The following is a 23995-nucleotide window of genomic DNA, read 5'->3' on the forward strand; positions in this document are numbered from 1 at the left end:
TCCACTGGGCCGAACGCCCCCGCCCGCCTACCATCGGTTCCATGACCTGGCGACATTGATCCACCAGCCGTGCCTCCCGAGGGCCGCCTCGGACGTCGTGTCCACGACGTCCGAATCGCCCCCACGGGAAGGCCTCATGACTCTCTCACCTGCGCGTGTGCCCCGCGCCGACGAAACCGATGGTGTCCGGCGGCTGACGGCCACGCTGTACGGCTACGCGTTCCTCGACGACTTCGTGCTGCTCTACCCGGTGTACGCGCTGCTGTTCAGCGACACCGGCCTGTCGATCTGGCAGGTGTCCTCCCTGTTCGCCCTGTGGTCGGTCACCGGGATCGTGCTGGAGGTCCCCTCCGGCGCCTGGGCGGACGCCGTCTCCCGCCGGCTGCTGCTGTGGCTGGGGCCGCTGCTCACCGCCGTGGGCTTCGCCCTGTGGGTGCTCGTCCCGTCGTACTGGGCCTTCGCGCTCGGCTTCGTGCTCTGGGGCGTACGCGGGGCGCTCAGCTCCGGCGCGCTGGAGGCGCTGGTCTACGACGAGTTGGCCCGGCTCGGCGCGGCCGACCGGTACGCCCGGGTGATCGGCCGGGCCCAGGCGGCCGGGATGATCGCCGTGATGGCGGCGATGGGTCTGGCCGGACCGGTGCTCGCGGTCGGCGGTTACCCGGCCGTCGGCGCGGCGAGCGTGCTGGTCTGCGTGCTGACCGCGGCCCTGGCCACCCGGTTTCCGGAGCACCGGGAGAAGCCCGTCCGGGACGAGGACGGCGGCCGGGCAGCCACCACGCTCACCACTCTGCGGACCGGACTCGTCGAGATCCGCCGTGACCGTTCCGTACGCGGGGCCCTGCTGCTCGTCCCGGCCGTCGGCGCGGTGTGGGGCGCCCTCGACGAGTACGCGCCCCTGCTGGTCCGGGACATCGGCGTGGCCGATCGGACGGTTCCGCTGCTGCTTCTGCTGATCTACGTGGGACCCACGATCGGGAGCCTGCTGACCGGCGCGGGCGAACGCCTCGGTACGGGCGGGCTCGGAGTGGTGCTCGCCGGATCGGCGCTGGCCATGGCCGCCGGCGCGCTGGCCGGGAACGCGGTGGGCACCACTCTCGTCGGCGTCGCCTTCGGCGGCTTCCAGTTCGTGAACGTCCTGGCCGACGCCCGACTCCAGGACCGCATCGAGGGCCCCCGCCGCGCCACCCTGACCTCGGTCGCGAGCCTGGGCACCGAACTCGCCACGGTCGCCGTCTTCGGCACATACGCCCTGATCGCCGCCTCCCACGCCCACAGCACCGCCTTCGCCGTGTTCTCGGTTCCCTATCTGGTGACGGCGCTGGTGCTCGTGGCGAGGGACTGGAGTTCGGATACCTCGCGCCCTTCTGACGCATCTCCACGGCTTCCGGCTGAAGGGCCCTAGGGCCTGCCGTCGCGAGCAGACGGGAATTTGACGACAGGCCCTGGTCCCGACCGGGGCGCCGACGTACGCCGAAAGGTGCGCAACGAATCGCCGTCACCCCGCCCGAGGACGCAACGAACCGCTCACCGGCGCGCAACGGCTCCTTCTTGTCCCTGCTGGTCGGCCGCCCGTACCGTCTAGTTGCCCCCCAACCCCTTCCGCCCGGTGAGGATCACGCATGCGCACCGCCCTGCTCCAGAGCTCCGGCCGCCCCGGCTCGACTGTCGAGAACCTGAAGGTCCTCGACGAGGCCGCGGGCCGGGCCGCCGCTGCCGGGGCGGGGCTGCTGGTGGCGCCGGAGATGTTCCTGACCGGGTACGCGATCGGCGACGGCATCGCCCGTCTCGCCGAGCCCGCCGACGGGGACAGTGCGGACGCGGTTGCGGAGATCTCTTCAAGGCATGGTCTCGCCGTCGCGTACGGCTACCCCGAGCGCGACGCGGAGGCGGTGTACAACTCGGCCCAGCTGATCTCCGCCGACGGCACCCGTCTCGCGAACTACCGCAAGACCCACCTCTTCGGCTGCTTCGAGCGCGACCACTTCACACCGGGCCAACAGGCCGTCGTCCAGGCCGAGCTGGGCGGACTGACCGTCGGCCTCATGATCTGCTACGACGTGGAGTTCCCGGAGAACGTCCGCGCCCACGCCCTCGCCGGCACCGACCTGCTCCTCGTGCCCACGGCCCAGATGCACCCGTTCCAGTTCGTCGCCGAATCGATGATCCCGGTGCGGGCCTTCGAGAACCAGCTGTACGTCGCTTACGTCAACCGGGTCGGCGCGGAGGACGAGTTCGAGTTCGTCGGACTGTCCACCCTCGCCGGCCCTGACGGGGTCGCCCGGGCCCGCGCCGGACGCGGTGAGGAGCTCGTCCTCGCCGAGGCCGACCCGGCCCTCCTCGCCGCCTCCCGCGAGGCGAACCCGTATCTGAACGACCGCCGCCCCGGCCTCTACGGGTCCCTCGTCTGACCTCCCCACCCCGTTCCACCTGTGCAAGGAGCCCGTACCCCATGACGTCCACCGTGCCCAACGCCATCGAGCACGCAGACGAGCAGCAGCCGCCGATCACCATGTTCGGGCCGGACTTTCCGTACGCGTACGACGACTTCCTCGCGCACCCGGCGGGGCTGGGCCAGATACCGGCGACCGGGCACGGCACCGAGGTCGCGGTCATCGGCGGCGGGCTGTCCGGCATCGTGGCCGCGTACGAGCTGATGAAGATGGGGCTCAAGCCGGTCGTGTACGAGGCCGACCGGATCGGCGGGCGACTGCGGACCGTCGGCTTCGACGGCCCCAACACCGAGGGACTCACCGCGGAGATGGGCGCGATGCGCTTCCCGCCCTCCTCCACGGCCCTCCAGCACTACATCGACCTCGTGGGCCTGGAGACCCGGCCGTTCCCCAACCCCCTGGCCGAGGCGACCCCGTCGACCGTCGTCGATCTCAAGGGCGAGTCGCACTACGCCGAGACGATCGACGACCTGCCGCAGGTCTACCGGGACGTGGCGGCGGCCTGGAACAAGTGCCTCGAAGAGGGCGCCGACTTCTCCGACATGAACCAGGCCATGCGCGAGCGCGATGTCCCGCGCATCCGGGAGATCTGGGCGAAGCTCGTCGAGAAACTCGACAACCAGACCTTCTACGGCTTCCTCTGCGATTCCGAGGCGTTCAAGTCCTTCCGGCACCGCGAGATCTTCGGGCAGGTCGGCTTCGGCACCGGCGGCTGGGACACCGACTTCCCCAACTCCATCCTCGAAATCCTCCGCGTCGTCTACACCGAGGCCGACGACCACCACCGCGGCATCGTCGGCGGCTCGCAGCAGCTGCCGCAGCGCCTGTGGGAGCGCGAGCCGGAGAAGATCGTCCACTGGGCGTACGGCACCTCGCTGGCGAGCCTGCACGAGGGCGGCGAACCCCGCCCGGCCGTGACCCGGCTGCACCGCACCGCCGGCAACCGGATCACGGTCACCGACGCGAACGGCGACATCCGCACCTACCAGGCGGCGATCTTCACCGCCCAGTCCTGGATGCTGCTGTCGAAGATCGCCTGCGACGACTCGCTCTTCCCGATCGACCACTGGACCGCGATCGAGCGGACTCACTACATGGAGTCCAGCAAGCTCTTCGTGCCCGTCGACCGGCCGTTCTGGCTGGACAAGGACGAGGACACCGGGCGGGACGTCATGTCGATGACCCTCACCGACCGTATGACCCGCGGGACCTATCTGCTGGACGACGGTCCGGACAGGCCCGCCGTCATCTGCCTCTCCTACACCTGGTGCGACGACAGCCTGAAGTGGCTGCCGCTGTCGGCGAACGAGCGGATGGACGTCATGCTGAAGTCGCTCGGCGAGATCTATCCCAAGGTCGACATCAGAAAGCACGTCATCGGCAACCCGGTGACCGTCTCCTGGGAGAACGAGCCGTACTTCATGGGCGCGTTCAAGGCCAACCTGCCCGGTCACTACCGCTACCAGCGGCGCCTGTTCACGCACTTCATGCAGGACCGGCTGGCCGAGGACAAGCGGGGCATCTTCCTCGCCGGGGACGACATCTCCTGGACGGCGGGCTGGGCCGAGGGCGCGATCCAGACGGCGCTCAACGCGGTCTGGGGAGTCATGCACCACTTCGGCGGGGCGACCGACCCGACCAACCCCGGGCCGGGAGACGTCTACGACGAGATCTCGCCCGTGGAACTCCCGGAGGACTGAGCGGGCTCAGAGGCCGGCCGCGCGTGCGGTCTCGTACACCTCGGCGGCCGCGTCCTTGAGCTCCTCGGCGTCCCGCAGGCCGCCCTGGAGGTCGAGGAAGATCTCGTCGAGGCCGATCTCGGCGTGCGCGGCGAGGTCCTCGGCGAGCTGGTCGGCGTTGCCCTGGAAGGGATGGCGGTCGGCACCGTCGTACACCTTCGCCTGGTACTCGGCGTTCACCCGCAGCACCGACCGCAGCGGTCTGATGCGGCGGCGCAGGGCGGCCAGGTCCTGCAACTGGCGCCACTGTGCGGTCAGTTCCTCGGCGCCGAGGCCCACCGGAAGCCAGCCGTCGGCGTGGTCGACGAGTCGGCGCCGGGCCCGGCCGGTGTTCGCGGAGAGCAGGATGGGGATCGGCCGGGCGGGCTTGGGACCGACCGAGGCCGACTCGATCTTCGTGAGCCGGCCGTCGTACGACACCGGGTCCGGGCCCCACACGGCCCGGCACACCTCGATCAGCTCGTCCAGCACCTGGCCGCGCTCCACGAAGGGCCGGACGGCGGCCGCCGCGTACTCGTCGAGAGACCAGCCGGTGCCGAGGCCCGCCACGACCCGGCCGCCGCTCGCCGCGTCCAGCGAGGCGAGGGACTTGGCCAGCTGGAACGGCACGTGCAGCGGTGCGATCAGGCTGGTGCCCAGCCGGATCCGCTCGGTGGCCGCGGCGGCGAGGGTGAGGGTGACCAGCGGCTCGGCCACATGCCGGTACTGGTCCGGCCAGGGCAGACCCTCCAGGCCGTACAGGCCCTGCGACGGCGGCTCGGGGAACAGGGCCCGTTCGAAGGCCCACAGACTGTCGTAGCCGATGCGCTCGGCCGTGTGCGCCACGTCGGGCACGTCCCTTCCGATGTCGTACTGCCGCATCTGCGGAAGGCCGAGCCCGAGCCGTAACGCCATGCCATGTGCTCCTCTGCGAAGATTCTGCGGATCTGCTCGCGTGATCGCTCGAGAGATCTACTCAAGTCGAACGTGGGATATTCACACGGTAGTTCGCAGTGGAGCCGGGGTGTGCGTGCTCACCGCGGTAGTGGTGTGAGCAACATTCGTCCTGCCAGTCCCACCGCCGCGTCCAGCCGGAGCGTGAACTCATCGGCGAGATCGGGCAGTTCGCGCAACGCCCACAGGGCGCGCGCGGCCGACCAGGTGGCCTCCCGGGCCCGCTCCAGACTCCATGAACCGAGCAGATGCGTGAGCGGATCGGCGATCTGGAGCAGATCGGGACCCGGCATCAGCTCTTCGCGGATGCGCTCCTCCAACGAGACGAGGAGATCGCCCACGTGGTCGAACTCGTCCTCCAGATCGACGGGTTCGCAGCCGAGCGTACGACTCGCGTCCACCACGGCGAGCGCCAGATCGTGCCCGATGTGCGCGTTGATGCCCGCCAACGCGAACTGCAGCGGCCGTACGCCGGGATGGCGACGCAACTGCAGCACCGGCCGCCAGCACGCGGGCGCGGGGCCTCCCTCGGCCACCGTCAGATACCGCTCGGCGAACCGCGTGTCCAGTGCGATCGCGGCCTCGGCGTCCGGGAACACACCGGCGTCGACGCATCGGCCGATCGACTCCGTGACGGAGAGGTAGACGCGGTTGAAGACCGCGAGCCCGTCCCTCTCGGGCAGGGTCGCGTCGAGGGCGCGCATACGGGAGACGACTGCGTCCACGGAGTCGATGGAATTGGTGAAATGTTCCAACTGCGCCATAGGGGCAGGGTCCCAGGCCTAGGCTGATCCGGGTGCCGCCGGGCCCGGCGCTTCCCCAGAACGGGGGAACAGCTGTGGCGGGAGGCGCGGACCGGCCGCGTACGGGCCATGCACGGGCGGTATTCGGGCCAAGGCTTCGAGGGAGCGGTGTCCGGGGGAGTGTTCGGGGCGTCCGAGGGGGAGCGTCAGGGAGTCGCCCGGGGACGTCGGGAAGTGTCGGGGGAGTGGGGGGAGTTCCACGTGTCAGGCTTACGGGCCCAGCGCCTGGCCGCACGCAGGGCCGAGCGCAGGCGCGCCGCCCGGCGTCACGCCATGGTCGCCGCCGCGTCGGTGGTCGCCGCAGTCGGAACGGTCACCGGCATGGTGACCGCCCTGGACGGTGACAGAGGATCCGACGAGGCGCGGCCCCAGGCGACCCGCTCGCCCACGCTCCGGCTCCACCCGGTCCCGCCGACCCCGGTGCTTCCGTCCCCGTCCCGGACATCGGCATCGCCGACGCCGACGGAGTCTTCGCAGGAGCCCAGTGCGCCACCGACCCCGGACGAACCCGAGGACGGAGAGGGGCCCGTGGACGACCCGGCGACGCGGCTCTACCGCCACTCCGGCTCACAGGTCCTCGACTGGGTCCGGGCCAACCCGGACGACCCGCGCAGCGCCGTCATCGAGTCCCGGATCGCCGACCACCCGGCGGCCGTCTGGTTCACCGACCCCACCCCGGCCACCGTCACCGCGCAGGTCCGGGCCGTCGCCTCCGGCGGCGCCGAGCAGGGCCGGGTGCCGGTCGTCGTGGCGTACGCGATCCCGGACCGCGACTGCGGCGGGGCCTCGCAGGGCGGGGCGGCGAGCCTGGACGCGTACGACGACTGGATCGACGCGTTCGCCGCCGGGCTGGGCTCGGACGAGGTCATCGTCATCCTGGAGCCCGACGCGATCGCCCAGTCCGACTGTCTCTCCGCCGGCGCCCGGGCCGACCGCTTCGCCTCGCTGGCCCGCGCGGGCCGCGTCCTGAAGTCGGCGAACCCCGAGGCCCGCGTCTACCACGACGCCGGGCACTCCGGGTGGAACACCGCGGACAAGCAGGCCGCGCTGCTCCGCGAGGCGGGCGCCGCCTCGGCGGCCTCCTCCGACGGCGTCTTCAGCAATGTGTCGAACTTCAACCGGACCGACGCCGAGGTCGCCTATGTCCGCCGGGTCCTGGACGACCTGGGCGGCCCCGCCGATCTCGGCGCCGTCATCGACACCAGCCGCAACGGCAACGGCGCCCCCGTCGACGGCGAGTGGTGCGACCCCGTCGGCCGCGCACTCGGCCGGGCGCCGACACTGAACACCGGGGAGGATCGGGTCGACGCGTATCTGTGGGTGAAGCTCCCGGGGGAGTCGGACGGCTGCCGGGGGGACGCGGGGGCGTTCTCGCCGCAGTACGCGTACGAGCTGGCGCTGCGCTGAGCCCGGTGCCGGTGCCGGTGCCGGTGCCGGTGGTCGGTCGGCTCGGGCAGGTCGCGTCAGTGTCCAACGGCACATCCATCGCAGGTGAGCGTTTGCTTAGGATGATCGCGTCCGACAGTCGCTTTCCAGCCGCCCTCAGGAGCACCACCCGTGACCGCCGAAGCCCCCGCAGCCCCTGCCGTCGCCTACGGCCGGCTCGTTCCCGTCGCCGTGCACTTCGACGACCTGGACGCGCTGGGCATGCTGCACAACGCCCGCTATCCGCTGATGGTCGAGCGCGCCTGGACCCAGCACTGGCGGGAGCGGGGCTGGGGCTTCGACGGTGACTGGACGGCGGCCGGCGACTTCTGCAACGCGGTCAAGGAACTGCGGATCAGCTACGAGGCGCCGGTGACCAGCCCGGGCGCGTACGCCACGCACCTGTGGCTGGAACGGCTCGGCACCACCGGCCTGACGTACGGCTTCCGCTTCTGCTCGGCCGACGGCTCGGTGACGTACGCCCACGGCACCCGCGTCCTGGTCCGGCTGGACGCGGGCACCCTGCGGCCGGCGCCGTGGAGCGAGCGGTTCAGGACCGTGGGCCGGGAACTGCTGCGTCCGGCCGACTGACCTTCGGGCGGTCCCGGTCGCCGGTGCGCAGCACGCCGGCGAACACCGCGAGCCCGCATGCCAGCACCGTCACCAGACCGAACGACACGACGAGACTGGTGGCTTGAGCGAGCCCGCCGATCGCACTCGGCGCGACCAGTCCCGAGGTGTAGGTGATGGTGGCGACGCCCGCGATGGCCTGGCTGGGGTTCGGGCCGCTGCGGCCCGCCGCGGCGAAGCAGAGCGGGACGACCACGGCGATACCGAGGCCCATCAGCGCGAAGCCGGTCATCGCCACCACCGGGTGGTTCGCGACGACGACGAGCAGACCGCCGAGCGCGGCGAGCACTCCGCCCGCCCGTACGGTACGCACGGAGCCGAAGCGGTTCACGACGGCGTCGCCCGCGATCCGGGCGATGGCCATGGTGAGCATGAAACCGGTGGTGGACGCCGCCGCGAGCCCAGCTGAGCTGTCGAGCCGGTCGCGGAGATAGACCGCCGACCAGTCCAGCGCGGCCCCCTCCGCGAACACCGCGCAGAACCCGACCGCGCCGATGAGCAGTGCCGACCTCGGCGGCAGCGCGAAGCGGGGCGGCGGCTCCTCGTCCTCGGTGGGCCTGAGGTCCAGCACCCACTGACAGGCGATGAGCCCGAGCGCGGTGAGGACGGCCGCCGCCAGCGCGTGGTGCAGCCGGGCGTCCGAGCCCAGATGCGCGGCGAGCGTGCCGGCCGCCGAGCCGACGAGGGCGCCCGCGCTCCACATGCCGTGCAGGCCCGACATGATCGACTTGCCGAGGCGGTTCTCGACCTCGACGCCGAGCGCGTTCATCGCCACGTCCGCCATGCCGGCCGTCGCGCCGTACACGAAGAGGGCGAGGCACAGCGTGTACAGGTTCGGCGCCAGCGACGGCAGGGCCAGGGCGAGTGTCCACAGCGAGATCAGCCCGCGCATCGCGGTACGGGCGCCGAAGGTGTGGGTGATCCGGCTCGCGAGCGGCATCGCCAGGGACGCGCCGATCGCCGGGAAGGCGAGCGCGAGGCCGAGCTGGCCCGCGCTGACGGAGGCGTGGTCCTGGATCCAGGGGACGCGGGTCGCGAACGAGCCGGTGACGCCGCCGTGCACGGCGAACACGGCCGCCACGGCGTACCGGGCGCGCCTCACGTCGCGCTGCTGCTGGACCACTTCACTCATTCTCGGCCCTCCTGGCGCCGGTGTCGGACCGCGCTCGGATGCCCGCTCGCGCCGCCGTAAACTATCAGGGACCCTTCCTGATGGATAGAGCGCGACAGGCTGGGTGGAGGGCCCGTCGATCTGGAAGGATCCCGGCATGCCCGCATCACCGAGCACCGCTCGGGCCATCAACGACCGGCTCGCCCTGCGACTGCTGCAGCAGGAAGGCCCATTGACGGCCGGACAGCTGAAGCAGCTCACCGGCCTGTCCCGGCCGACCGTCGCCGACCTCGTCGAACGTCTGTCCGTGTCCGGTCTGATAGAGGTGGTCGGGGAGTCGGGCGAGCAGCGACGCGGCCCGAACGCCAAGCTCTACGGCATCGTCGCCGACCGGGCCCACCTGGCGGCGCTGGACGTCCGTACGGAGGGCGTCTCGGTCGTGGTCTGCGACCTGCTCGGGTCGGTCCTCGCCGAGGCGTCCGTGCCGATCGGCGACGACACCGGCACCGGGCCCGCGGTGGAGCAGGCGGTCGGGCTGGTCGAGCGGGCGGTGAAGGAGGCGGGCGCCGACCGGCTGCACACGGTGGGCATCGGCGCCCCCGGCCTGATCGACCCCGCGACGGGTGAACTCCGCGACTCCTCCGGCCTCCCGGAATGGCATCGCCGCCTCGTCGCCGCCCTGCAGGAACGGCTCCCTGAGGCCCGGGTCCTGGTCGAGAACGAGACCAACCTCGCCGCCCTCGCCGAACAGCGCGAGGGCGCCGCCCGAGACCGCGACACCTTCGTGCTCCTCTGGCTCGGCCTCGGCACCGGCGCCGCGGTCGTCCTCGACGGCGCCCTCCGCCGCGGCGCCTCCGGCGGCACGGGCGAGATCGGCTTCCTCCCGGTCCCGGGCACGTCCGGACTCCCCTCGGCGACCGACTGCGCGGGCGGGTTCCACTCGCTGGCCGGGGCCGCGGCGATCGCGGAACTGGCGAGGGAGTACGGGGTCGTGGCCGAGGCGACGGCCGGACAGGGGCTGCACGCGGCGGCGGGGGTGGTCCGCGCGGCTGTGGCCGAGGTCGCGGGCTTGTCGGCGGACGCCGAGCCTGGTTCGACTCACGTGCCCGGCCCTTCGGCGGAGGGTGCGGGTGGTGCGGCGGGTGGTGTTTCGGCAGGCGCGCCCGGCCTTTCGGTGCGGAGGGCGGGTACGGCGACGGGGACGGTTCCGGCAGACGCGCCTGGCCCTTCGGCGGAGAGGGCGGGTGGTGTTTCGCCAGGCGTGCCCGGCCTTTCGGCGGAGGGTGCGGGTGGTGCGGCGGGTGGTGTTTCGCCAGGCGCGCCCGGCCATCGGGTGGAGGGCGCGGGGCATGCGACAGGCACGGCTCGGCTGGACGCGCCCGGCCCTCCGGTGCAGTCGGCCAAGGGCGCGAGTTACGCGACGGATACGGCTCCGCCAGACGACCCCCACCCCTCGGCGGAGCCCGGCGCCCGCTTCCTCGACGCCCTCGCCGGCCGGCTGGCCCTCGGCGCGGCCTCTGTCGTCGCCGTCCTGGACCCCGGTCGCGTACTGCTCGGCGGCGAGGTGGGTGAGGCCGGCGGGGCCGTCCTCGCCGCCCGTGTCGAGGCCCGGCTGTCCGCCATGTCTCCGCTGCCGACCGAGGTCCGGCCGAGCGCGCTCGGTGGTGCCGGCGTACTGCGCGGTGCGCTGCTCATGGCCCGGGACGCGGCGCAGGACGAACTCTTCGCCCCACCGACCCGATGACGCCCGACGCCGGCCGAAACCCTGCCGGCCCGATGGCGCACAGCGCTCCCCGGCTGCTCCCGCCGCGCAACCAAGGCCTCCCCTCCTTGGCCGCTCGCCCCACTCACCCCCTACTTCACTTCCGCCCACCCCTGAACCGCCCCGCCAGGTACTCCTCGAACGTCCCCTTCCCCACCGCCTTGTCCGGCGTCAGATGATCCCCTGACCGGAAAGCCCGGTACGCCGCCCCGAACAGGGGGACGCTCAGGATCGGGCGGCGGCGCCCCGTGGCCGCGAGGTAGGCGCGGGCCAGGTCCGGGAACGTGCGGATCTCGGGGCCGCCCATGTCGTCGACGCGCCCGGCGGGGGCGCCCGCGGCCAGCTCGGCGAGGCGGTCTGCGACCTCGGCGACGGCCACGGGCTGGTCACTCAGACCGGCCGGCAGCAGCATGACCGGCGGCTTCGACAGCGCCTGGAAGAGCTGGACCACCAGGTCGTGGAACTGGGTCGCCCGGAGCGTCGTCCAGCCCAGCCCCGACTCCTCGACCAACCGCTCCACGGCCAGCTTGGCCTTGTAATAGCCGAACGGCACCCGGTCCACCCCGACGATCGAGATGTAGACCAGATGGCCCACACCGGCCCGGCGCGCCGCCCCGATCAGGTTCGCCGCCGCCTTCTCGTCACCTCCGCGGGGCGTACTCGCGCAGTGCACGACCGTGTCCACGCCCGCAAGCGCCGCGTCCAGCCCGCCACCACCCGCGATCAGGTCGACGGCGTACGGCTGTGCGTGCCGGCTGAGCACCCGCACCTCGTGCCCGTCCGCCCGCAGCCGGTCGGCGACGGGCCGGCCGAGGGTTCCGGTGCCGCCTGTCACCAGGATCGTCGTCATGCTTTTCAGCCCTTTCGGACAGCGGACGCTCCCTGCTGGAACGTCCTCCGGCAGGTACGACCGGACAGCCCCGCGAAATGTGACAGCCGGGCGGAAAATCTTCGGCCGATCTCACCGGTCGACCAGTTGCCGCCCCGCGAACTCCAGCTTCTCCGGATTCATCACGACCCGCACGCCCGTCACGGCCTCGCCCCGGAAGTCGAAGGAGACCGTGCCGACCAGGGTCTCCCCGCTCAGCGCGAGCAGCGCGGGCGAGCCGTTGACCTCGGCCGGGGCGAAGTCCAGGCCCTCGGCGAAGCGTGGCCAGCCGCGCAGCACCAGCCGCAGCACCTTCTCGCGCCCCTCGATCGGCCGCAGGGCCGCGCTGACCTTGCCGCCGCCGTCGGACCACCAGGTCACGTCCGCGGCGAAGAGTTTCTCCAGCCCGGCCAGATCGCCGTCCCGGGCCGCCGCGAGAAAGGACTCCACGAGCCCCGCCCGCTGCTCCGGCGCCGACTCGAACCGGGCCTCGGACACGGCCACCCGCCGGGCCGCCCGCCGATGCAGCTGACGGCAGTGGGTCTCGGTCAGATCCAGTACGCCCGAGATCTCGCGGTACCCGTACGCGAAGGCCTCCCGCAGCACGTACACGGCACGTTCGGTCGGCGTGAGCCGCTCCAGCAGGACCAGCAGCGCGAGCGACACCTCGTCGCGCCGCTCGGCCGACTCCAGGGGGCCGAGCGTGCCGTCGGAGGTCAGCACCGGCTCCGGCAGCCAGGACCCGGTGTACCGCTCGCGGCGCGCCCGCGCGGAGGTCAGCCGGTTGAGGCAGAGGTTGGTGACGACCTTGGCGAGCCAGGCGGCGGGCTGATCGATGACCGTACGGTCGGCGCCGCTGAAGCGCAGATACGCGTCCTGCACGGCGTCCTCGGCATCCGCGGCGGAGCCCAGCAGGCGATAGGCCAGGCCGAACAGGCGCGGCCGGTGTGTCTCGAATTCGTCGGCGGTCGTCGTCACCCTCCCACCCTGCCACCGGCGTAAGGGGACCCGGCGGCGGGGCAAGGGCCGTCATCACCGCCGCCGGGCCGTCATCGGGCGGGCGTACCCGTGGTGTCACCAGTCCGGTTCCAGGTCCGGGTAAGTCCGGTTCCAGGTCCGGGTACCCCGCGACGGCAGAATCTAAAAGGACTAGACCAAAGTGGTCAAGGGGTCGCGGACTGTGAGTGGTCCATCGGGCGAGGGAAGTCTCGAGCGAAGTCCAGAGGTGCCGCCTGTGAGCCACCCCACAGACTTCACCCGCATGGGTGCCGATCAGGCGTGGCACACTGGCCCTGTACCAGAAGCAGCGCACTCCGGGGTCGGTGAAAGTCCGAACCGGCGGTTATAGTCCGCGACCCGATCGCTTCCAGTGATCGGTTGACCAGGTGAAATTCCTGGACCGACGGTTAAAGTCCGGATGGGAGGCAGTGCGCGGCGGGCGGGCATTCGTGCGCGCCGCCGTCTGTTTTTGGCCTACCTCAGGCAGGGGTGGGTCTTCACACGGCGTCGCTCCCTGTGCCGCTGTCCGCTCATGTCTGTCGTCTTCGACAGCCCCGGAGTCCGTGCCCTACGAGGCAGGAGGACCCGGGAAGTGTTCACCGGAATCGTCGAAGAGCTGGGTGAGGTCACCGCCGTCGAGAAGCTCGGCGACTCCTCACGCTTCCGTCTGCGTGGCGCGGTCGTCACGCAGGGTGCGCGGCACGGCGACTCCATCGCCGTCAACGGCGTCTGTCTCACGGTCGTGGAGCACGAGGACGACTGGTTCACCGCCGACGTCATGGCGGAGACCCTCGACCGTTCCAGCCTCGGCGCCCTGACCGTCGGCTCCCGCGTCAACCTCGAGCGCCCCATGGCCGTGGGCGAGCGCCTCGGCGGGCACATCGTGCAGGGCCACGTCGACGGCACGGGCGAGGTCATCGAGCGCAAGCCGTCCGAGAACTGGGAGATCGTCAAGATCTCGCTCCCGGCCGACCTCACCCGGTACGTGGTCGAGAAGGGCTCCATCACCGTCGACGGCATCAGCCTCACCGTCGTCGAGGCCGGCCCCGACTACTTCACCGTCAGCCTCATCCCGACCACCCTCGACCTGACCACGCTCGGCCGCAAGCAGCCCGGCGACCCGGTCAACCTCGAGGTCGACGTCATCGCCAAGTACGTCGAGCGGCTGCTGGGACCACAGGGAGCGGCGAAGTGAACTCCCTCAACTCCGTCGCGTTCACCGCCTTCGGCCAGCAGATCCTCTGGTCGGACATGATCGGAAACATTCTCGGCCTGATCGCCCTCGCCCTGGGTGCCCTGCGCTCCATCTGGAACTGGCCCGTCCAGTTCCTCTCCGGCCTCGTCCTCTTCGGCGCCTTCGTCGGCCATCTGACCGGCAGCGCCGGCAAGCAGGTCATCGTCATGGCCGTCGCCGCGTACGGCTGGTGGCAGTGGAACCGCAACAAGGGCCAGACCGGAGACGGCCACATCAAGGTCCGGTTCGCCACCTGGCGCGAGCGGGCCTTCCTCATCGGCGGCGCCGCGCTCGGCACCCTCGCCGTGGGCGGCCTCTTCACCGCGTACCCCACCCTGTCCTGGGACCCCTGGCCGGACGCGTACATCTTCACCGGCACGATCGTCGCCATGTACGCCCAGGCGCGCGGCATGGTCGAGTTCTGGTTCGCCTGGCTGCTGGTCGACCTCGTGGGCGTCCCGCTCAACTTCGCCAACGGCTACGCCTTCTCCGGTTTCGTCTACGTCATCTACGGCGCGCTCGTCCTGTGGGGCATGCGCGACTGGTGGCTGCGCACCCGCAAGCCCGCCCTGGAAGGAGCCCCGGCATGACCACGGCGCCGATCCTCTACACCAACGACGACATCGAGAACTTCGCGCTCGACCCCGTCGAACAGGCCATCGCCGACATCGCCGCCGGGCGTCCCATCGTGGTCGTCGACGACGAGGACCGCGAGAACGAGGGCGACCTCGTCATCGCCGCCGAGAAGGCCACCCCCGAGATCATCGCCTTCATGATGAGCGAGTGCCGGGGCCTGATCTGCGCGCCCATGGAGGGCGACGAACTGGAGCGGCTGAAGCTCCCGCAGATGGTCGAGGACAACACCGAGTCGATGGAGACCGCTTTCACGGTCTCCGTCGACGCCTCCGCCGCCCACGGCGTCACCACCGGCATCTCCGCCGCCGACCGCGCCACCACGCTCCAGCTGCTGGCGAGCGGAGACGCGGACGCCACGGACTTCGTCCGCCCGGGCCACATCTTCCCCCTGCGGGCCAAGCCCGGCGGTGTCCTCACCCGCAACGGCCACACCGAGGCCGCCGTCGACCTCGCCCGCCTCGCGGGCCTGCGCCCCGCCGGGGCGATCGTCGAGATCGCCGGTGAGGACGGCCGCATGCTGCGCCTGCCCGAACTGATCCCGTTCGCCCGCAAGCACGGCCTGACGATCATCTCCATCGAGGACCTGATCGCCTACCGCCGCTCCGCCGAACCCACCGTCAGGCGCGAGGCCCAGACCCGGCTGCCCACCGCCTTCGGCGACTTCACGGCGTACGGCTACCGCTCCACCGTCGACGGCGTGGAGCACATCGCCCTCGTCCACGGCGAGCTCGGCGACGGCGAGGACGTCCTCGTCCGTGTCCACTCCGAATGCCTCACCGGCGACATCTTCCACTCCCTGCGCTGCGACTGCGGCCCCCAGCTCCAGACCTCCATGGAACGCATCCAGGCCGAGGGCCGCGGCGTGGTCGTCTACCTCCGCGGCCATGAAGGACGCGGCATCGGCCTGCTGTCCAAGCTGCGCGCGTACGAACTCCAGGAGCGCGGCCGGGACACCCTCGACGCCAACCTGGAGCTGGGCCTGCCCGCCGACGCACGGGACTACGGCGCGGGCGCGCAGATCCTCGAGGACCTCGGCGTCCGCAGCCTGCGCCTGATGACGAACAACCCCGAGAAGACCGACGCGCTCGTCCGCCACGGCCTGAAGGTCAACGACCGCGAGTCGATGCCCGTCACCGCGGGCGAGCACAACCTCCGCTACCTGCGCACCAAGCGGGACCGGATGGGCCACGACCTGCCCTGGCTGGACACGACCACCGCGTCCACCTGCGGCAACCAATAAGACAGACGGCAAGACCAGCTCGTACGAGATTCAGGAAACAAGGAGCAACGTTGAGCGGCAAGGGCGCACCCGAACTGTCCGTACGCAACTGCGGCGACCTGCGCGTCGCGGTCATCGCGGCCCAGTGGCACGAGAAGGTGATGGACGGCCTCGTCGACGGCGCCCTGCGCGCCCTGCACGACCTCGGCATCGACGAGCCGACCCTGCTCAGGGTTCCCGGCAGCTGGGAACTCCCGGTCGTCGCCAAGGTCCTCGCCGGCCGTGGCTACGATGCGATCATCGCCCTCGGTGTCGTCATCCGCGGCGGCACACCCCACTTCGAGTACGTGTGCCAAGGCGTCACCCAGGGCCTCACCCAGGTCTCCGTCGACACCGGAGTCCCCATCGGCTTCGGCGTACTGACCTGCGACACCGAGGAACAGGCCCTGGACCGCGCGGGCATCGAGGGCTCCAACGAGGACAAGGGACACGAGGCGGTGACGGCGGCCGTGGCGACGGCGGCCACCCTCCGCTCAGTATCCGAACCCTGGCGCTGAGGCCGGGCGGATAACGCGTAGGGTGGGCGTCACCATGTCCAAGAAGACGTTCGAGGAGCTCTTCACCGAGCTCCAACACAAGGCTGCCAACGGCGATCCCGCCACTTCCCGCACCGCCGAACTCGTCGGGAAGGGCGTCCATGCCATCGGCAAGAAGGTCGTCGAAGAGGCCGCCGAGGTCTGGATGGCCGCCGAGTACGAGGGCAAGGAAGCGGCCGCCGAGGAGATCTCGCAGCTGCTCTACCACGTCCAGGTGATGATGGTCGCCCGCGGCATCTCCCTGGACGACGTGTACGCCCACCTCTGAGCCCCACCCGCACACCCGACCCGAACGAAGAGAAGGAAGCTCGCCTCATGCTGCGCATCGCCGTCCCCAACAAGGGTTCCCTGTCAGGCCCTGCGGCGGAGATGCTGCATGAGGCCGGCTACCAACAGCGCCGGGAGTCCAAGGAGCTGCGGATCGTCGACCCGGAGAACGAGGTCGAGTTCTTCTACCTCCGCCCCCGCGACATCGCGATCTACGTCTCCTCCGGCCGCCTCGACATCGGCATCACCGGCCGCGACCTGCTGATCGACTCGGGCGCCAACGCCGAGGAGATCCTGCCCCTCGGCTTCGCCCGCTCCACGTTCCGCTTCGCCGCCAAGCCGGGCACGGCCAAGGGCATCGAGGACCTCGGCGGCATGACGGTCGCCACGTCCTACGAGGGCATCGTGGAGAAGCACCTCGCCGACAACGGCATCGACGCCTCCGTCGTCCACCTCGACGGCGCCGTCGAGACCGCCATCGAGCTGGGCGTCGCCGAGGTCATCGCGGACGTGGTCGAGACCGGCACCTCGCTGCGCAACGCGGGCCTGGAGGTCTTCGGCGACCCGATCATGAAGTCCGAGGCCGTCGTCATCCGCCGCACCGGCGCCGACACCTCCGACGAGGCCGAGCCCAAGATCCAGCAGTTCCTGCGCCGCCTCCAGGGCGTCCTGGTGGCCCGTACGTACGTGATGATGGACTACGACTGCCGCGTCGAGCAGCTGGAGAAGGCCGTCGCGCTCACGCCGGGTCTGGAGTCCCCCACCGTCTCCCCCCTGCACAACGAGGGCTGGGTCGCCGTCCGCGCCATGGTCCCCGCCAAGGAGGCCCAGCGGATCATGGACGACCTGTACGACATCGGTGCCCGGGCCATCCTGACCACGGCCATCCACGCCTGCCGCCTCTGAGGCCCAGGGAGCCGTACACCATGTCCGACCTTCCCGCCCTGCCCATCACCTTCCGGCCGGGCCGTACCCGGGCCGTGCTGCTGTCCGCGGGGGCCGCGATCTTCGTGGTGATCACGGCGATCGCGCTCCTGCTGCCGAGGCTCGGCCCGGGGGAGCGGCTCAGCTTCGTCTTCACCGCGGCCATGCTCGCCGGGGTGCTGGCCCTGCTGTCCAGGCCCAAGGTGGTCGCCGAGGAGTCCGGGGTCACCGTCGTCAACATCGCCGGGAAGCGCCAGCTGGCCTGGGCGGAGATCGTCGAGGTGAACCTGCGCGTCGGCGACCCGTGGGTCTTCCTGAACCTCACCGACGGGACCAGCCTGCCCGCGCTCGGCATCCAGCCGGGCATCGCCAAGCAGCGCGCGATCGAGGACGCACGTGCCCTGCGGGCCCTGGTCCAGGCCCGCTCGATCACCGAGCCGGAGCAGCGTCAGAGCTGACCCCCAGCGGCACAAGGGGCGCCCCCCGAACATGATCAGGGGCGAAACGTGAGCAAGATCAGGGCTGACTCGGGGAAGTCGCCCCTGCCGCACGAGCCCATGTCTTGATTAATCTGTTGGCGGAGGCGTTTTCGTTGCGCCTCCGCCGCTGCTGTACCACCCGGTGCTCCAGTGGCCCCCTGCTACCCGAGGAGTGATTCCCTCCAGCGATGGACGGATCGTCCTGTAGTACCTGCGCCGCCCCCTCCCGACATACCGAGGCGGCGGCATGACCATCCCCCTGCTGCTCCTCGCGGCGGCGTTCCTCCTGATTCTCGCCAACGGCTTCTTCGTGGCGGCCGAGTTCGGCCTCGTGACGGTCGAGCGACCCGAGGCGGAGAAGGCCGCCGCCGAGGGCGACCGACGGGCCCACAAGGTCGTGGGCGCGCTCAGGGAGCTGTCGTTCCAGCTCTCCGGCACCCAGCTCGGCATCACCATCACCTCCCTCGTCGTCGGCATGCTCGCCGAACCGGCCCTCGCGGAACTGCTGCACGGCCCGTTCACGGCCATCGGCATACCCGAAGGCGCGGTCTCCGGTGTCGCCGTGGTCGTCGGCATGCTGCTGGTGTCCGCCGTGCAGATGGTGATCGGCGAACTGGTCCCCAAGAACTGGGCGGTGTCCAAGCCGATGCAGGTCGCGCGCTTCGTCGCGGGACCCCAGCACGTCTTCTCCCGTCTCTTCCGCCCGGTGATCGCCGGGCTCAACGCGGTCGCCAACCGGCTGGTCCGCGCCTTCGGCGTCGAGCCCACCGACGAGCTGGCCTCCGCCCGCACCCCCGGCGAGCTGGTTTCCCTGGCCCGGCACTCGGCCCAGGCCGGCGCGCTGGAGCAGGACACGGCCGACCTCTTCGTCCGGACGCTGTCCCTCGGCGACCTCACGGCGGAGAACGTGATGACGCCCCGGGTGAAGGTCAGCGCCCTGCAGTCCTCGGCCACCGCCGAGGACGTGGTCAACCTGACCCGGGCCACCGGTCTGTCCCGCTTCCCCGTCTACCGGGAGCGGATCGACGAGATCGTCGGCATGGCCCACCTCAAGGACGCCCTCGCGATCCCGGTTCACGAGCGGCTGCACACGCCGGTCGGCCGGATCGCCAAGGCCCCGCTGCTCGTCCCCGAGTCGCTGCCCGTGCAGCCGCTGCTGGCCCGGCTGCGCAGCGAGCAGCCCATCGCCGTCGTCGTCGACGAGTACGGCGGCACGGCCGGGGTCGTGACCCTGGAGGACATCGTCGAGGAACTGGTCGGCGAGGTCCGTGACGAGCACGACGGGCACGACCTGCCCGAACTCGCCGCGGCCCCGCCCGAGGACGGCCGCCCCGCCTGGGACGTCGACGGCAGCTGCCGCGTCGACGTGCTCCAGCGCATAGGCCTCGACGTCCCCGAGGGCCCGTACGAGACGGTCGCGGGCCTCGTCGCCGATCTGCTCGGCCGTATCCCGGCGCCCGGCGACAAGGCGGAACTGCCCGGCTGGCGCCTGGCGGTACGACAGGTCGGCCACTACCGGGCCGAACGGGTACGACTCGTCCGCGTCCCCGTCGCGGAGACCGCAGCCGCGTTGGAGGCGGCCCGATGAGCCTGCTGCAACTTCTGTTCGCCCTGCTTCTGGTGCTCGCCAACGGCTTCTTCGTCGGGGCCGAGTTCGCGCTGGTCTCGGTCCGCCGCAGCCAGATCGAGCCACTGGGCACCGCACGGGCCCGCCAGGTCCTCTACGGCCTGGAGAACCTGCCGCAGATGATGGCGGCGGCCCAGTTCGGCATCACGGTCTGCTCGCTGACGCTCGGCGCGGTCGCGGAGCCGACGGTGGCGAAGCTGCTGGAACCGGTGTTCGAGGCGATCCATATGCCGCACGGCATGATCCACCCGCTCGGGTATGTGATCGCGCTGGCCGTGGTCGTCTTCCTGCACCTGGTGATCGGCGAGATGCTGCCGAAGAACCTGGCGATGGCGGCGCCGGAGAAGACGGCGCTGTGGCTGAGCCCGGCGCTGGTGGCCTTCGCGCGGCTCTGCAGGCCGGTGACGGTCGGTCTCGGTTCCTGCGCCCGGGTGGTGCTGAAGCTCTTCCGGGTCGAGCCCAAGGACGAGGTGGAGGCCGTCTTCACCAGCGTCCAGCTGGGCCGGCTGGTCGAGGACTCCGGTCAGGCCGGGCTGCTCGACCCCGAGGAGCAGGAACGTCTGGAGGACGCTCTCGAGCTGGGCTCCCGCCCGGTCACGGACGTCCTGCTGAAGCGCGACTCCCTGGTGACCGTGGGGCCCTCGGTGACCGCGGCCCAGGTCGTGGCGCTGACGGCCCGCACGGGTTACTCCCGTTTCCCCGTGGTCGCGGAGACCGGCGCCTTCATGGGCCGCTACCTCCACGTCAAGGACGTCCTGGACCTGGAGGATTCGGAACGGGCCGTCCCCCAGCAGGTCTGGCGCCCCATGACGACCCTCCGCTCCGAGCTTCCCCTGGACGACGCGCTCACGGTCATGCGCCGTGCCGCCACGCACCTCGCCCAGGTGGCCGACGCCTCCGGCAAGGTCCTCGGCCTGGTCGCCCTGGAGGACGTCCTCGAACTCCTGGTCGGCGAGGTCCGCGACCCGGCACACCGCGACCCGCGGCCTCCGGCCCGGGTGACGGAACCGAGGGCGAGCGGGACACCGGAGGGGGTCCTGACGGGCTGACGTTCCCCGCGCCCCTGAAATCTGGAAGGGGCGCGGGAAACCGTGCGAACGGGGTCCGGGGCGGAGCCCCGAGTCTCCGGCGTGAGCGGGGTCGAAGGGGCGGTGCCGGTCCTGGGGATGGGACTGCCCCTGGTGATGGGGCGGGCAGGGGCAGCGGGGGCGAGAAACCCCCACGCCCACCCTGCCCCTCACATCCCCGAAGGATCCTGCGGCCCCCGCCCGGACAGCACCTCCCCATACGCCTGCATCAGATCCGGCAGGCGGAGCGTCGACAGGTCGTCCCGAGTGGGAATGCTCGGATACCCCGACAGCCGCAGATCCCGGTACGCACAGCTCTTCTCGTACAGCGTCCGCAGAAACCGCCCGTTCCCGAGCTCGTCGATCCACCCCTGATCGACGACATGCCCGGCGATCGAGCGCAGCTCGTCCAACGACTCCTCGTCCCACACGTCCCCGTTCTCCGCGGCGAGCACCTCGCCGATGGAGGTGAGTTCAAGAGGCCGGTACGACGGAAAGTCCACCCGCGTCGTGAAGCGCGACGAAAGCCCGGGATTCGCGGCCAGCAGGCGGTCCATCCCCTCCGGATACCCGGCGAGTATCACCACCAGATGGTCCCGGTTGTCCTCGGCCCGCTTCAGCAGCACCTGCAGGGCCTCGTCACCGTACGCGTCCCCCTTGCCGTATCCGGAGTTCGACAGCGAGTACGCCTCGTCCACGAACAGCACGCCGCCGATCGCCGAGTCGATCAACTCGTTGGCCTTCACGGCGGTCTGGCCGAGGTACTCGCCCACGAGGTCGGCCCGCTGGGCCTCCACCAGGTGGTCGCCGCCCAGCAGCCCCAGCGCGTAGAAGACCCGCCCGAGGATGCGCGCCACGGTCGTCTTGCCCGTCCCCGAGGGCCCGGAGAAGACGAAGTGCCGCTTGGGAGGTTGGACCGGAAGTCCCTGGCCCGCCCGCAGCCGAGCCATGTTCAGCTGTGCCGAAAGCGCCTTGACCTGCCGTTTCACCGGCTCCAGCCCGACCATCCGCTCCAGCTCCGCGAGCGCCTCCTCCAGCAGATCCGGATCGGTCGGCCCGGCCGGCAGCGGCTGCACGGGCACCACGGACTTCTCCCGTACGACCGTGTCGCCGACCTCGGGCGGCAGACCGCCCGGTGGCGGGAGGTCGGGATCGGGGCCGGAGAGCTTCACGTCCCGCCCCTCCGTGCCGAAGAGCGGGTCAAGGCCGTCGGGCCCGTCGAACATGTCCTGCCCGGCCCCGCCGAGCGCGATAGCCGCGAGGTCGACCGCGTCGTCGTACCCGTCTCCCTCGGCGATCGCGGCGAGCCGCGCCGAGGTGTCCATGAAGGCGGGGTCCACCCGGTGCACGGCCCGGTAGAGAGGAAGGGCCGCGGCGCTGCGTCCCGTGCCCTCGTGGGCCCGGGCCAGCCAGTACCGCAGTTCCTTGCGCTGCGGCTGTTCGCTGCGACAGCGCATCAGCGCGGCGGAGAGCAGGGGCCCGGCCTGGCCGAACGTCTCCAGGCGGACCCGGGCCATACCGCCGAACAGGCCCGCCTCGATGCCCAGCATCGGATCGTCGATCAGCGGATCGGTGTGCCGGACCAGCTGCTCCCAGTCCTTGACGAGGTAGGCACGGCAGGCGTGCAGAAAGCGCACCTGATGATCCGTGTCGACCGGCGGCAGCCCCGCGAGCGCCCGGTCCAGCTCAGGTACATGGCGTCCGTCCAGCCAGTGCGAGGCGTGCGCGAGGAGCAGATCGCGCGGGCTCTCCAGGACCGGCTGCACCCACCAGCCCAGCCAGTACCAGGAGTTGAGGGTGCGCCCGTGGCGGGTGCGCTGCTCCCCGAAGCGCTCCCGGTGCCGGAACATCCGTAGCAGCGCGGTTGTCGTGTCCGCCCGCAGCGCGTGCAGCCCGAGCCAGCCGTCGGCCATCCCGGGATCCATGCGCACCGCCGCGCGGAACTCTTCCTCCGCCTGCGGATAGGCGCCCATCGTGTAGGCGTCCACGCCTCGCAGCCAGGCGAGGTCGGCCGGGGCCTCGGGGCCCCGCGAGCCGAAGTCCATCACGTCCCCCACAAACCGTGCCCCCGTTGGTAACCGTACGGGCCGGTGCCCGTCGGCAGCCTTCGTCGAACCGCTGTGCCGCGGACGGGAGTTGCGCCGGTGCGTTGCTGAAGCCGTCCGAAGTCGCACCTTCGGCATCGTACCTGCGGGTCGCTCGCCCTTCGAAGGGTGCCGCAGGGCTCGTCTTGCGAGGTGGGGGCAGATGGGGCGCACTGCGCACGGTGACCGAGGGTGAAGGAATCGTGTCCCAGGGCGTCCGAAAAACGGGGAGGGGGCAGAACGAAGCCCCCGATCACGGGGGAACAACCGGGGGCTTCGCGTACAGGGGGCGGCTCGAATAGCCGCACATTGAGAACGTAAGTCCTGTACGGCCGGTCGGTCAAGCCGAGTTGAAGCAGTCCAGGAAGTTCCCTCCCGGCGCTCTTCACGTGTTCAGCACATTGCCGATGGTTCGTCACCGTGCGTGACGGGTGGCCCTTATTCGTCGGTTTCAGCAGGTCCCGGGAGCACCTCGTATCCCTCGCGTCCCCGGCGTACCAGAAGATCGGCGAACGGTCGGGAAGGGTCTTCGGCGAAGTGTTTGCGCTCTTCCCGGACCCAGCCGACCCAGAAGTCACTCTGTTCCGCCCCGTCCCGTGACTGCCCGCGCGCCCAGGCCTCCTCGTGCGGCAACTCCATCCACAGCAGCCGCGCCAGATACGGCCGCAGCGCGCGACGGCCCACGCCGACCCCCTCGACGAGCACCACGGGCGCGGGTGGCAGGGCACGGGCCGGGCCGAAGGCGCGCGCACGCCAGTCGTAGGGCGGGTAGTGGGCCGTCTCCCCGCGGCTCAGCGGTTCGATCACCTGGCTCAGCAGCCGGTCCGTCCAGGCGAACAGCTCCTCGTGCGTGGCGATGTCGTCGAGGTGCAGCACCGGGGAGTCCCCCAGAGCCGTGGCCAGCAGCCCGGCGAAGGTGGACTTTCCGGAGCCCGCGTGGCCGTCGACGCCGATCAGCCGGACCGGCCCGCAGGAGGGCGGCAGGGTGCGCAACCGGGCGGCGAGGTCGTGGACGGACGGTTCCGGGGCGGTGGGAGTGGCGTGCATACGGGGATTGAACACTTGGCTGGCGTGGCGCGGGGCGAGGTGCTGGCAGAAGGCCGCCCAGGCCGTCCATAGTGGGCGAACAGCCGCGTTTCGAA

22 protein-coding genes and 1 riboswitch are annotated in these 23995 nt (G+C 71.2%); of the genes, 15 read left to right on the top strand and 7 right to left on the bottom strand.

Going from position 1 to position 23995, the window contains the following annotated elements:
* Positions 1 to 136: 136 nt before the first annotated feature.
* The 3 genes from SGFS_RS45715 (at position 137) to SGFS_RS45725 (ending at position 4150) form a co-directional block, all read left to right on the top strand.
* A complete protein-coding gene (locus tag SGFS_RS45715) occupies positions 137 to 1402 on the top strand; it encodes an MFS transporter (protein ID WP_286258464.1) in 1266 nt (421 codons plus the stop codon).
* A gap of 217 nt (positions 1403 to 1619) precedes the next feature.
* Positions 1620 to 2408 carry a carbon-nitrogen hydrolase family protein gene (locus tag SGFS_RS45720; protein WP_286258467.1) on the top strand — a complete coding sequence of 263 codons (789 nt, stop codon included), beginning with the start codon at positions 1620 to 1622 and terminating at the stop codon, positions 2406 to 2408.
* A 41-nt stretch (positions 2409 to 2449) separates the two neighbouring features.
* A complete protein-coding gene (locus SGFS_RS45725) occupies positions 2450 to 4150 on the top strand; it encodes a flavin monoamine oxidase family protein (RefSeq protein ID WP_286258469.1) in 1701 nt (566 codons plus the stop codon).
* A 6-nt stretch (positions 4151 to 4156) separates the two neighbouring features.
* Here SGFS_RS45725 and SGFS_RS45730 read toward each other — a convergent pair whose 3' ends face one another.
* Positions 4157 to 5083, bottom strand: a complete 927-nt coding sequence (locus tag SGFS_RS45730) for an LLM class F420-dependent oxidoreductase (protein WP_286258472.1) — start codon at positions 5081 to 5083, stop codon at positions 4157 to 4159.
* Positions 5084 to 5202: 119 nt separating this feature from the next.
* Positions 5203 to 5886: a DUF5995 family protein gene (locus SGFS_RS45735; RefSeq protein WP_286258473.1), complete on the bottom strand. Its 684-nt coding sequence runs from the start codon at positions 5884 to 5886 to the stop codon at positions 5203 to 5205.
* 240 nt (positions 5887 to 6126) lie between these two features.
* On the opposite strand from SGFS_RS45735, the gene SGFS_RS45740 reads away from it, so the two are divergent.
* Both SGFS_RS45740 and SGFS_RS45745 read left to right on the top strand, forming a co-directional pair.
* A complete protein-coding gene (locus SGFS_RS45740) occupies positions 6127 to 7332 on the top strand; it encodes a glycoside hydrolase family 6 protein (protein ID WP_434028155.1) in 1206 nt (401 codons plus the stop codon).
* Between the two features lie 150 nt (positions 7333 to 7482).
* Positions 7483 to 7941, top strand: a complete 459-nt coding sequence (locus SGFS_RS45745) for an acyl-CoA thioesterase (RefSeq protein ID WP_286258476.1) — start codon at positions 7483 to 7485, stop codon at positions 7939 to 7941.
* Here SGFS_RS45745 and SGFS_RS45750 read toward each other — a convergent pair.
* Positions 7901 to 9112 (bottom strand): MFS transporter, encoded by a 1212-nt coding sequence (locus SGFS_RS45750; RefSeq protein WP_286258477.1) that lies wholly within the window; start codon positions 9110 to 9112, stop codon positions 7901 to 7903. The two genes, SGFS_RS45745 and SGFS_RS45750, sit on opposite strands and share 41 nt — an antisense overlap.
* Before the next feature lie 136 nt (positions 9113 to 9248).
* Between SGFS_RS45750 and SGFS_RS45755 the strand changes: the two genes are divergently transcribed.
* Complete coding sequence (locus tag SGFS_RS45755; protein ID WP_286258478.1) at positions 9249 to 10835, top strand: ROK family transcriptional regulator; 1587 nt, start codon at positions 9249 to 9251, stop codon at positions 10833 to 10835.
* A gap of 115 nt (positions 10836 to 10950) precedes the next feature.
* Here the strand turns inward: SGFS_RS45755 and SGFS_RS45760 are convergent, their stop codons facing one another.
* Positions 10951 to 11703 carry an SDR family oxidoreductase gene (locus SGFS_RS45760; protein ID WP_286258479.1) on the bottom strand — a complete coding sequence of 251 codons (753 nt, stop codon included), beginning with the start codon at positions 11701 to 11703 and terminating at the stop codon, positions 10951 to 10953.
* A gap of 111 nt (positions 11704 to 11814) precedes the next feature.
* Positions 11815 to 12699, bottom strand: coding sequence for an RNA polymerase sigma-70 factor (locus tag SGFS_RS45765; protein WP_286258481.1), 885 nt, complete (start codon positions 12697 to 12699; stop codon positions 11815 to 11817).
* A gap of 326 nt (positions 12700 to 13025) precedes the next feature.
* Positions 13026 to 13156, top strand: a riboswitch (FMN riboswitch).
* 156 nt (positions 13157 to 13312) lie between these two features.
* On the opposite strand from SGFS_RS45765, the gene SGFS_RS45770 reads away from it, so the two are divergent.
* From SGFS_RS45770 to SGFS_RS45810, 9 genes are all read left to right on the top strand, one after another.
* On the top strand, positions 13313 to 13915 hold the full coding sequence (locus SGFS_RS45770) for a riboflavin synthase (protein ID WP_286258482.1): 603 nt from the start codon (positions 13313 to 13315) through the stop codon (positions 13913 to 13915).
* Positions 13912 to 14544: a nicotinamide mononucleotide transporter family protein gene (locus SGFS_RS45775; RefSeq protein WP_286258483.1), complete on the top strand. Its 633-nt coding sequence runs from the start codon at positions 13912 to 13914 to the stop codon at positions 14542 to 14544. Before SGFS_RS45770 ends, SGFS_RS45775 begins: the two co-directional genes overlap by 4 nt.
* Positions 14541 to 15830 (top strand): bifunctional 3,4-dihydroxy-2-butanone-4-phosphate synthase/GTP cyclohydrolase II, encoded by a 1290-nt coding sequence (locus SGFS_RS45780; RefSeq protein ID WP_286258484.1) that lies wholly within the window; start codon positions 14541 to 14543, stop codon positions 15828 to 15830. Before SGFS_RS45775 ends, SGFS_RS45780 begins: the two co-directional genes overlap by 4 nt.
* Before the next feature lie 50 nt (positions 15831 to 15880).
* Positions 15881 to 16366, top strand: a complete 486-nt coding sequence (gene ribH / locus SGFS_RS45785) for a 6,7-dimethyl-8-ribityllumazine synthase (protein ID WP_286258486.1) — start codon at positions 15881 to 15883, stop codon at positions 16364 to 16366.
* Between the two features lie 34 nt (positions 16367 to 16400).
* Positions 16401 to 16673, top strand: coding sequence for a phosphoribosyl-ATP diphosphatase (locus SGFS_RS45790; RefSeq protein ID WP_031486114.1), 273 nt, complete (start codon positions 16401 to 16403; stop codon positions 16671 to 16673).
* A gap of 47 nt (positions 16674 to 16720) precedes the next feature.
* Entirely contained in the window at positions 16721 to 17578 is an 858-nt protein-coding gene (hisG, locus tag SGFS_RS45795; protein WP_286258487.1) for an ATP phosphoribosyltransferase, read from the top strand.
* Between the two features lie 20 nt (positions 17579 to 17598).
* A complete protein-coding gene (locus SGFS_RS45800; RefSeq protein ID WP_286258489.1) occupies positions 17599 to 18054 on the top strand; it encodes a PH domain-containing protein in 456 nt (151 codons plus the stop codon).
* Between the two features lie 268 nt (positions 18055 to 18322).
* A complete protein-coding gene (locus SGFS_RS45805) occupies positions 18323 to 19663 on the top strand; it encodes a hemolysin family protein (protein ID WP_286258491.1) in 1341 nt (446 codons plus the stop codon).
* Positions 19660 to 20751 carry a hemolysin family protein gene (locus tag SGFS_RS45810; RefSeq protein ID WP_286258493.1) on the top strand — a complete coding sequence of 364 codons (1092 nt, stop codon included), beginning with the start codon at positions 19660 to 19662 and terminating at the stop codon, positions 20749 to 20751. The genes SGFS_RS45805 and SGFS_RS45810 overlap by 4 nt, the downstream gene beginning before the upstream one ends.
* 188 nt (positions 20752 to 20939) lie before the next feature.
* On the opposite strand, the gene SGFS_RS45815 is transcribed toward SGFS_RS45810, so the two are convergent.
* Both SGFS_RS45815 and SGFS_RS45820 read right to left on the bottom strand, forming a co-directional pair.
* Positions 20940 to 22814 (bottom strand): AAA family ATPase, encoded by a 1875-nt coding sequence (locus SGFS_RS45815; RefSeq protein WP_286258495.1) that lies wholly within the window; start codon positions 22812 to 22814, stop codon positions 20940 to 20942.
* Positions 22815 to 23291: 477 nt separating this feature from the next.
* The gene (locus SGFS_RS45820) at positions 23292 to 23900 is read right to left on the bottom strand and encodes a uridine kinase family protein (RefSeq protein ID WP_286258497.1); all 609 of its coding nucleotides are present in this window, start codon (positions 23898 to 23900) and stop codon (positions 23292 to 23294) included.
* Positions 23901 to 23995 lie beyond the last annotated feature (95 nt).

The sequence above is a fragment of the Streptomyces graminofaciens genome, from assembly GCF_030294945.1.
Lineage (GTDB): Bacteria > Actinomycetota > Actinomycetes > Streptomycetales > Streptomycetaceae > Streptomyces > Streptomyces graminofaciens.

What these genes read in the sequence shown, in the direction of transcription:
- SGFS_RS45790 (WP_031486114.1), top strand. Translation starts at nt 16,401, where the DNA reads ATGTCCAAGAAGACGTTCGAGGAGCTCTTCACCGAGCTCCAACACAAG.
- SGFS_RS45810 (WP_286258493.1), top strand. Translation starts at nt 19,660, where the DNA reads ATGAGCCTGCTGCAACTTCTGTTCGCCCTGCTTCTGGTGCTCGCCAAC.
- SGFS_RS45805 (WP_286258491.1), top strand. Translation starts at nt 18,323, where the DNA reads ATGACCATCCCCCTGCTGCTCCTCGCGGCGGCGTTCCTCCTGATTCTC.
- SGFS_RS45755 (WP_286258478.1), top strand. Translation starts at nt 9,249, where the DNA reads ATGCCCGCATCACCGAGCACCGCTCGGGCCATCAACGACCGGCTCGCC.
- SGFS_RS45730 (WP_286258472.1), bottom strand. Translation starts at nt 5,083, where the DNA reads ATGGCGTTACGGCTCGGGCTCGGCCTTCCGCAGATGCGGCAGTACGAC.
- SGFS_RS45735 (WP_286258473.1), bottom strand. Translation starts at nt 5,886, where the DNA reads ATGGCGCAGTTGGAACATTTCACCAATTCCATCGACTCCGTGGACGCA.
- SGFS_RS45750 (WP_286258477.1), bottom strand. Translation starts at nt 9,112, where the DNA reads ATGAGTGAAGTGGTCCAGCAGCAGCGCGACGTGAGGCGCGCCCGGTAC.
- SGFS_RS45780 (WP_286258484.1), top strand. Translation starts at nt 14,541, where the DNA reads ATGACCACGGCGCCGATCCTCTACACCAACGACGACATCGAGAACTTC.
- SGFS_RS45720 (WP_286258467.1), top strand. Translation starts at nt 1,620, where the DNA reads ATGCGCACCGCCCTGCTCCAGAGCTCCGGCCGCCCCGGCTCGACTGTC.
- SGFS_RS45815 (WP_286258495.1), bottom strand. Translation starts at nt 22,814, where the DNA reads ATGGACTTCGGCTCGCGGGGCCCCGAGGCCCCGGCCGACCTCGCCTGG.
- SGFS_RS45800 (WP_286258489.1), top strand. Translation starts at nt 17,599, where the DNA reads ATGTCCGACCTTCCCGCCCTGCCCATCACCTTCCGGCCGGGCCGTACC.
- SGFS_RS45715 (WP_286258464.1), top strand. Translation starts at nt 137, where the DNA reads ATGACTCTCTCACCTGCGCGTGTGCCCCGCGCCGACGAAACCGATGGT.
- SGFS_RS45760 (WP_286258479.1), bottom strand. Translation starts at nt 11,703, where the DNA reads ATGACGACGATCCTGGTGACAGGCGGCACCGGAACCCTCGGCCGGCCC.
- SGFS_RS45725 (WP_286258469.1), top strand. Translation starts at nt 2,450, where the DNA reads ATGACGTCCACCGTGCCCAACGCCATCGAGCACGCAGACGAGCAGCAG.
- SGFS_RS45820 (WP_286258497.1), bottom strand. Translation starts at nt 23,900, where the DNA reads ATGCACGCCACTCCCACCGCCCCGGAACCGTCCGTCCACGACCTCGCC.
- hisG (WP_286258487.1), top strand. Translation starts at nt 16,721, where the DNA reads ATGCTGCGCATCGCCGTCCCCAACAAGGGTTCCCTGTCAGGCCCTGCG.